Source organism: Limnoraphis robusta CS-951 (assembly GCF_000972705.2).
In genome coordinates this window covers 1-7800 of record NZ_LATL02000147.1, presented here as the reverse complement: position 1 = coordinate 7800, position 7800 = coordinate 1, and the positions used below count along the sequence as shown (strand labels likewise).

General features: G+C 43.5%; 6 protein-coding genes. All 6 read right to left on the bottom strand.

All coding sequences use genetic code 11. The features are described from left to right. The coding region (locus tag WN50_RS13095; protein ID WP_049559396.1) for an Arm DNA-binding domain-containing protein at nucleotides 1-333 on the bottom strand (333 nt) is incomplete at its 3' end. 172 nt (nucleotides 334-505) lie between these two features. Then, entirely contained in the window at nucleotides 506-2089 is a 1584-nt protein-coding gene (locus WN50_RS37555) for a virulence-associated E family protein (protein WP_425354805.1), read from the bottom strand. 2241 nt (nucleotides 2090-4330) lie between these two features. Continuing rightward, nucleotides 4331-4666 carry a hypothetical protein gene (locus WN50_RS13075; protein ID WP_046279936.1) on the bottom strand — a complete coding sequence of 112 codons (336 nt, stop codon included), beginning with the start codon at nucleotides 4664-4666 and terminating at the stop codon, nucleotides 4331-4333. Between the two features lie 950 nt (nucleotides 4667-5616). Beyond that, entirely contained in the window at nucleotides 5617-6132 is a 516-nt protein-coding gene (locus WN50_RS13060; protein WP_049559378.1) for a hypothetical protein, read from the bottom strand. Continuing rightward, on the bottom strand, nucleotides 6133-6330 hold the full coding sequence (locus tag WN50_RS32215) for a hypothetical protein (protein ID WP_049560285.1): 198 nt from the start codon (nucleotides 6328-6330) through the stop codon (nucleotides 6133-6135). A gap of 454 nt (nucleotides 6331-6784) precedes the next feature. After that, nucleotides 6785-7285: a hypothetical protein gene (locus tag WN50_RS13045; RefSeq protein ID WP_049559372.1), complete on the bottom strand. Its 501-nt coding sequence runs from the start codon at nucleotides 7283-7285 to the stop codon at nucleotides 6785-6787. Between the last annotated feature and the right edge of the window lie 515 nt (nucleotides 7286-7800).

Here is a 7800-nt window from a genome sequence, read left to right as displayed (position 1 = left end):
CCATGTTCCCGGTCTGACACTTGAACGTCTGGTTTCTATGTACTGTTTGTAGAGTTGAGCTAGGGTTTCTTGACTGGGTTTCTGTTCAGGAATGACTGTTTTTTGTGGGCGATAACGCTCAAGAGTTGAGTCAAAGCGCTCGTAGACAATATCTGTCTCAATTTGTTGGGCTTTTGCTTCTGCAAGCTTGCGGTTAACTGGAGTGTCTTTTAATCCTAAATATAAATATCTCCGTTCACCTCCACACACAAAACGGGGAAGTGATAGCCGTAGAATTCCATTATGACATGACACTCCAACCCGCCCCTTGCGGCGTTTGGATGGATTATTCATTACTTGTTTGTTGTATCTCTGACGGTTAAATCCGTTTAAGCTCGTTTTCTGGCAATATCAAAGGTTCAGTTTTATAACCCAAGTCCATTAGGACAATGTAGGTATGGGTTTGACTTTTGTTTAATCCGTTGTATCTGTCAACAGAGCCGTAGCGACCTTTGAATNCTGACGGTTAAATCCGTTTAAGCTCGTTTTCTGGCAATATCAAAGGTTCAGTTTTATAACCCAAGTCCATTAGGACAATGTAGGTATGGGTTTGACTTTTGTTTAATCCGTTGTATCTGTCAACAGAGCCGTAGCGACCTTTGAATTGCCCATCCACAATCTTAACTCTGTCTTTTGCGTCTAACTTGGGCTCACTCATGCTGTAAATGTAGCCATCTTTGCGATAAATCCGACCTATTGCCTCAGCTTGTTTGATGACTGCCTCTGTTTCTTCTGGGTGATCTGGGAAACGACTGAAGAACTCTTTCTGACTGATACGTTTGAACATCACCGCGTCAGAGAGGCTGTTCTTGATTTGAGTTTGGATCGGTTCAGGCTGTGGTTGTGTGTCTGGTTTGTTATTTTCTTGTGGAGTCTGTTTTTTTTGCGGAACGTGTGGAACGCGACCGCCAGAATCACTACTAGGAGAGGGTTTGGAGGCGTTCCACATAGGCGTTCCAGTTCCTGAATTTGTTTCGCTAGTCTGTGGAACAGTCTCGACCGAGAGTTCTGTCTGTTCCTGATTGACTCTGACGTAACCCCTCACAGAGTTACCATCATCATCCCTAAACTTTTTGCGTTTCCATGTGCCTTGTCGGTTTAAAACTTTGCTGATAACTCTTGAGACTTTATCTTGATCTGCGTATCTGTCCGTCTCTACAGATTTGATTTCTCCGATTATCCAGCGAGTTGTAACTTTATCCTTGCCTGCAACCAAATCGGCAATCTCTTGCTCTAGGGGCAATTCATCTCTGAAGTCTTCATTGATCTCGTTGGATTGCTTCTGCTCAGATGCGGTCAGCCACCATTTTTCCCCTTGCTTATAAAGATGAACAGCAGCACCCCAAATCTGATCGCGGTGTTCCTTGAGCCAGTCAATATCAATTTCTGATTTGTCAACCTCAATAATATTGAATCTGCGGTTGCCTGTATCATCCCGTAGAAAGTCGTCTCTGTTTGTGCTTCCGACAATAATAGCCCGTCTGGGTATGGGTTTATTTCCACGTCCGTAAGGCTTACGGATTAAATCAATTGACGTTGAGAGAAATGATTTGATTTTTGCCACATCTCTCTTACTGGTAATGCTTTCAAGCTCACTCCATTCACAGCCCCAGACGCGATGCAGTTTTGCTACTTCATCTTTGTTTGAAATGTCTCCTACGTTGTCGCAGAAGTATTCTTGTCCAAACAACGTTTGCCAAGTTCTTGATTTGTTAATCCCCTGGCGAGGACTGAATAAAATTGTCACTGATTCACACTTACATCCTGGCTCATAAACTCTCGCCACAGCACTGATAAGCGTCTTTCTGAAAATTGTTTGATGTATGGGTTCAGTCGCACCAAACAAGGTTTCTGCCAGGTTGTCTAAGATGTTTGTGTCTCTATATCGTTCTGCACACTCCTCAAGGTAGTCTCTCACAGGTTCATAGGAGTTTTCTTTCGCTATCTCTTGGATAACACCCTCGGTGTTTTTTTCTTTCAGTTCAAGCCCTAATCCCCAGTGTTTAACCAATTGAATGTCTGGAAATTCCAGGTCAAAACGTTCACCCATATTGCCTGTTTCTTCACAGAAAATTTCAATCTCACGGGTGCGTTCATTGAACCTCAGTTGATTACCGATTACTTGTCTTGCTCTGTCGCGTTCCATTGCAATTTTAATTGCTTTATTGTCTTTGCCTTTGACATTACTGACTGGTAGTTCTAAGGGTTGATTCTGCGGTTGTGGAGTGATGAGTCTTGCAGTTTGCTCTAACTGTTTAACCCGTTCATCGGGTGTCAGTTCAACTTGTTCAATCCAGTCAGCAATATCACCTTTTTCTGGCATCTCTGACCACAGTTCAACCGGGTTAATGACCGCAATGGGAAAGTCTATCTGTTGGGCTGCTTTGATGACTTTCTCTGCTTTATTGGTTCCGGCTTCATCATGNCGCAATGGGAAAGTCTATCTGTTGGGCTGCTTTGATGACTTTCTCTGCTTTATTGGTTCCGGCTTCATCATGGTCTGGAAGGTAGAGAAGTCCTTTAACTCCTGAGCGTTTGAGTGTCAGCAGGTCAGCTAAGATGTCATCAAGCGTCCAGCTTCCCCCTTGCCAGGTGATGGCAACAATCTGATTCTCACGGGCTGCCTCAACGCATTTCTCACCCTCAACGCCTAACACCCATTTACCTTTACCATGACGGATTGCCTCGTTAATCCGGTAAGCATTCCAGGGTAAGTCACCCTTGCCTGTTACCATCTTGGTGTCTTGTTGGTGATAGGGTAGGACTTTTTTACCAAGTCGCTCACTTCCCTCAAACTGCTCAAAGCGTCTTACTTCCTGCCCAGATGCGTAGGGATAGACGGTGATAACTTGATTGCCTTTGGTGATGGGTTGAGGAATTTTAGGCAGTTCAGCTAGCCTTGCCAGTTCAACAGTTGGTAGTGGCTTTTGCCGTGAGCTAGGACGTGATGAACTGGGGTGATAGGAGTGACCGTTGAGATATTCGCGGTGTTCTCTCTCTTTTGCCGTCAGCATCTTAGCAATCAGCTTGGTATCTCCACAAGTCCAGCACTGATATTTTCCGGTTTTCTGATCANCTAGTCTCTGTCTGTATTGGCAGTGTTTGTCAGAAAGGTCTTTACTTTGGAATGATTTTGAATTATAATTCATCTGAATTCTGGTTATGCTTCATTTGAATTTCTTGGGTTCGGTTTATTTTTTGTGACCGAACCCGTTGATTTTGTGGACATTGCAAAGTAAAACCAGCCATTTTTAGGCACAGCAACTCCGCACACTCTCCGATACGTGTCGTCAAGCCCCAGATAAACTTGATTTAGAGAGCTTCCGCCTGCATGACCCCCCGACCTCTATCACACAAGCAAACAGTCGTAAGGTGCCATATCAAAACCTTTTGTGGTTTCCTTCCGGGTACCTGTCGCCCCACCAAGCTTCGCGTGGAATCTAGGGTTGTAGGGGTCAGTTTCTGCCTTAGTCTGCGACTGCCTTTCTCTAGGTATATTCTCTGTGTTGTTGTTGAGCCTAAAATTGGCTGGTTAAGGAAATACAATATCAAAAGCTATTGTCTTAAGTCAACAAACAACGCAACTAATTTAAAGCATTCTCATCAGATTCACATGGGAGTTAATCAGCTTTCGCCAAAATCCGAATCAGGTTTCGTCGCAAGTTACATACCTGTTACGAGCATTGGTCTAACTTGNCATCCTCTCTCCCCTCTAACGGCATCACCCCCTCAGCAGAACTGACATTACCCAGTAACTCAGCTTCCAAGTAAACCCGTTGATATTGGCTGTGACCTCTGTAGTCGTTGTAATTGTCAGAGACCTGTAACAATTGGATGACATTGGCACGGGCTAGGAGGTCAAAGAAGGCCTTCCAGTTCTCAATCTCTTGTTCCGTTGCAGTTAGTCGGATTTTGGCGGTCATAGTACATCCTAGAGCGGGGTAGATTGTTTGCGATCGGGTTGAGCTTGAGCAGTTCTTCGTGTGAGTAACAGTTTCCCCAAATTTTCCCGTCAAAACAGAGCCAATATTGGAGAGAGGTTTCACCGCCCTCTTCAACGCCAATCACATAGGACTCAATTTCACCTACAACAATTTGACCAAAGCGTTCAAACAAAACTTCTTGACCAATAGAAAAGACTGGGTAGCCTAAAGCATCTGCAATATTGTTTTCTACCCNTGACCAAAGCGTTCAAACAAAACTTCTTGACCAATAGAAAAGACTGGGTAGCCTAAAGCATCTGCAATATTGTTTTCTACCCAGTCCCAGAATTGTTGTTGAGGGTTAGAATTCATAGCTTGTACTGAGAAGTAGATTGAAGCCATTGATAGATTCTCTCAGCATCTTTCCCTTCAAGGTCAAGACTATCAGCCCCAAAGCTGATGTATAACTCACTAGGTTTTTCTTCAGAAGATGGAGAATATTTATAGAAAGAGATGCGATGCTCATTGAATCCAATGTTTTTAAAGGTTGTTAACTTGTCGAATTTTTCAACAACGTTTTCAAGCTCATCTCGAATCAGTCTAAACTCTTTGTTGTAGTTGTCAAATATTCTAGCTAAGTCAACTATCTTGCAATGAATTTGACCAATTGAGTTAGCTATTGATGCTAGGTGTTTATCTTCCATTATTCAACCTCAGATTAAGTTGTCAAGAATGATGTTTGGATGATAGCCAATTTTTAGTAGTCTCATCGTTCATACTGTTCTGCAATAAATCAGGGGGTGATTTACACCCCTATGAACTACTTAGTTGTTGTCGTGTTCGTCTACTAACTTAGGTTCAATAACCTCTGAGAGAACAGGCGACGCTTCAACTACGGATGACTGCTCAACAGTAGGCTCTGACTGTCGATTACCTCTGTTGAAAAATTGCTCAATCTGGGTTAACAAATCATACTGGATTTCTTCAGTCTGGCTTGTCTCCTGAGCTGTGATAAAATCGGTCAACACGTTTAATTCACTGTCTACCCGTTGCCGTTCACTGATGGCGATGGGTTTGTTTTTGTGGTTNGTGATAAAATCGGTCAACACGTTTAATTCACTGTCTACCCGTTGCCGTTCACTGATGGCGATGGGTTTGTTTTTGTGGTTGGTGTCGTAGGCTAGGATACTACAACCAAGAGCGGTTGAGGATGCGACTGTTTTCAACAAAATGTCAAGCTTTGGTGACAATGAGAGAACTGATAACAGTCCAGTACAACCCAACCAGAAACTAACTCGTCTATCAATCCTTTCAGGTATAGAGATTAGAGCCACGCTAGATTCACTCCTGTGATTGCAGAAATCACTACAAAAGCGGTTTTGACTTGATGAAATCTGCTCTTGTTTGACTCAGCATAGTAGACAAGCAGTCCCCCAAGAATGATGGTTTTTGCGAGTAGTAAAACTACTAATACCCACTGCCACCAAACTAGATTAGGCTGAATCAATCGGGCTACCAGTAAGGCAATATTAAATGATGCCAAACTGAGGGCTATTAAGTCAGCGTACCGGGTACTAAGCATAGANATCGGGCTACCAGTAAGGCAATATTAAATGATGCCAAACTGAGGGCTATTAAGTCAGCGTACCGGGTACTAAGCATAGAGCGTTTCCTTCAGTTGATTGACCTTTTCTCGCCGCAGTTGGAACCGTTCATCAATGCGTCCAATTAACGCCTCTCCTTTGACCAGAGAAAGTGATAGCCGTTGGTTCTGTTCATGCAGTCCGGGTTTGAGTTTTCCGTTGAGATATTCTCCTGTTTTAATCTCGCCATCCCGTGCGTCTAAAATCTTTCCCAGTCGTTGACGTTTGTGACTTTCCTCTGATTTGTAGATGCGTTTAACGGACTCCAAACTGTCGGTATCAGCACTGAACTTTCCCCGTTGTAAGGTGACTTGTTCTTTCAGCTCTTTGGCTTGCAGTTTAGCGGCTTCAACCTCCTCTGGTGTGAGGCGTTCAATCCCGGTGAAATTCCCTCGGTAGTGTTCAGCAAAGTTGTACTGATTGTTGCTGATTGGGGGCGCTGTATTAGCACTTTCAAGAATGCTTTGAGCCTCACTCATGGACTGTGAACCGATGGAACTGTTTTGCTTCTTGCGTAGTCCAAACATTTAATCAATCTCCTTAACGATTGCCGAAACTTTTGCAAAACTGACGGCTAGATTCTCATCCCAGATTTCCGTCTTGGCGTACATTTGAGCCACTTTATCAATGTGTTGGGATGCTAACTGATTAACCGGGATTGAGGCGGCTTTTGCCCACAGCCAGAGGATGAGCATAAAGCTATTTCCGAGTAGAAAGTGAATCATTACTTCCAAAGAACTGAAAAAGTTAACTTCCTTTGTTGTCGTAAGAACAAATCTTACGAAGTTGACCGTCTGAGTCTTTATAGTATTCGTTGCGCGTAATCCTCCAGCGACGATTAAGAACTGAATTGTCTGCATAAACGTTAGAGATTTCACCAGTCTCTTTATCTTTTATCTGCAAATGATCTTGACTGATGATTTTCGCTTCATAGGGTTCATTACTGGGAGTTGCTTCTCNCCTTTGTTGTCGTAAGAACAAATCTTACGAAGTTGACCGTCTGAGTCTTTATAGTATTCGTTGCGCGTAATCCTCCAGCGACGATTAAGAACTGAATTGTCTGCATAAACGTTAGAGATTTCACCAGTCTCTTTATCTTTTATCTGCAAATGATCTTGACTGATGATTTTCGCTTCATAGGGTTCATTACTGGGAGTTGCTTCTCCACCAAAAAGCCAATTAAGCACTTTGGTTCCCTCCGAATGAGCGCTTGAGAATTTCCTCAGAGGTTACGGTGAAACTTTCAGCCAGAGGGGTGAACATTCGGTGAGCCAGTTCAGCGCCAAACTGTTTGTTTTGAACTCCGACTTCATCGGCCATGATTAGCAGTTGGGATTTCAGATTGTTGATGGCTTGATGAGCATCTGGGACGGGTGAAAGTTCAGGCTGGTAGGGTTCAACTGGGACTAAAGCAACGGGTTGATCATTTTCTAAGGAGATTGACCGTTGCCATTCCTCATAGGTCATAGTGCCATCTTTCCCACAACAACTTAAATAGTCCAACAGATAACCGTAGCCTTCCTCAGTCAACATTTCCTCTCCCGTGTCCTCATTGACATTAAAAATCTCTGTCCATGTAACCGTTTCTTTAACGCGGGACAAAGGTGACTTTCCACCTCGTCGGGACAGATGCCCCTCAGATAAACCTGTTAACTGAGAAATTTCTGAGATACTGTACATACCTGTACATCCTTAATTTTCAAGGTACTGACGCTTTACGTGTACGTTGTACATCCTTTGATGTACACGTGTACAAATGTTAGATCATGAGTACAGGTATTGTCAACCTACAAGTAAATTATTCTTAAGTGATGCCTCAATNGCTTGCGGTGAATGGATTTATAAAGGAGCATTAGCAGAAATGCTTGAATTACAGAAAGCAGGGATTATTAAGCCATCCGATCAACCAAAGACTGAACAGCCAGATGAATAATGCGATCGCATTTCCAGTTCAATGGCCCCCTTGTTTAGCGATCGCACCCTTTACCACCCCAAAAAATTCAGAAAGTTAGGGGATTAGCTGAGATTGGAATGCGATCGGCCACCTGTTAACCTAAGAACAGTTCTTTCCAATTGCTTTCTCCAGTAAGGAAGGGTGTGATGCTTGCCCCTAGCCGTCATGGTTAGGGGTTTTACTTTGGGCTATTTGCGATCGCAACTGCTCAATAGACCTGATCAACTTCCCTGCCGAGTTG

Excerpts from the sequence above, each read along its gene's own strand:
- WN50_RS37555 (WP_425354805.1), bottom strand. The coding sequence starts at position 2,089 with ATGGGTGAACGTTTTGACCTGGAATTTCCAGACATTCAATTGGTTAAA.
- WN50_RS13075 (WP_046279936.1), bottom strand. The coding sequence starts at position 4,666 with ATGGAAGATAAACACCTAGCATCAATAGCTAACTCAATTGGTCAAATT.
- WN50_RS13060 (WP_049559378.1), bottom strand. The coding sequence starts at position 6,132 with ATGTTTGGACTACGCAAGAAGCAAAACAGTTCCATCGGTTCACAGTCC.
- WN50_RS32215 (WP_049560285.1), bottom strand. The coding sequence starts at position 6,330 with ATGATTCACTTTCTACTCGGAAATAGCTTTATGCTCATCCTCTGGCTG.
- WN50_RS13045 (WP_049559372.1), bottom strand. The coding sequence starts at position 7,285 with ATGTACAGTATCTCAGAAATTTCTCAGTTAACAGGTTTATCTGAGGGG.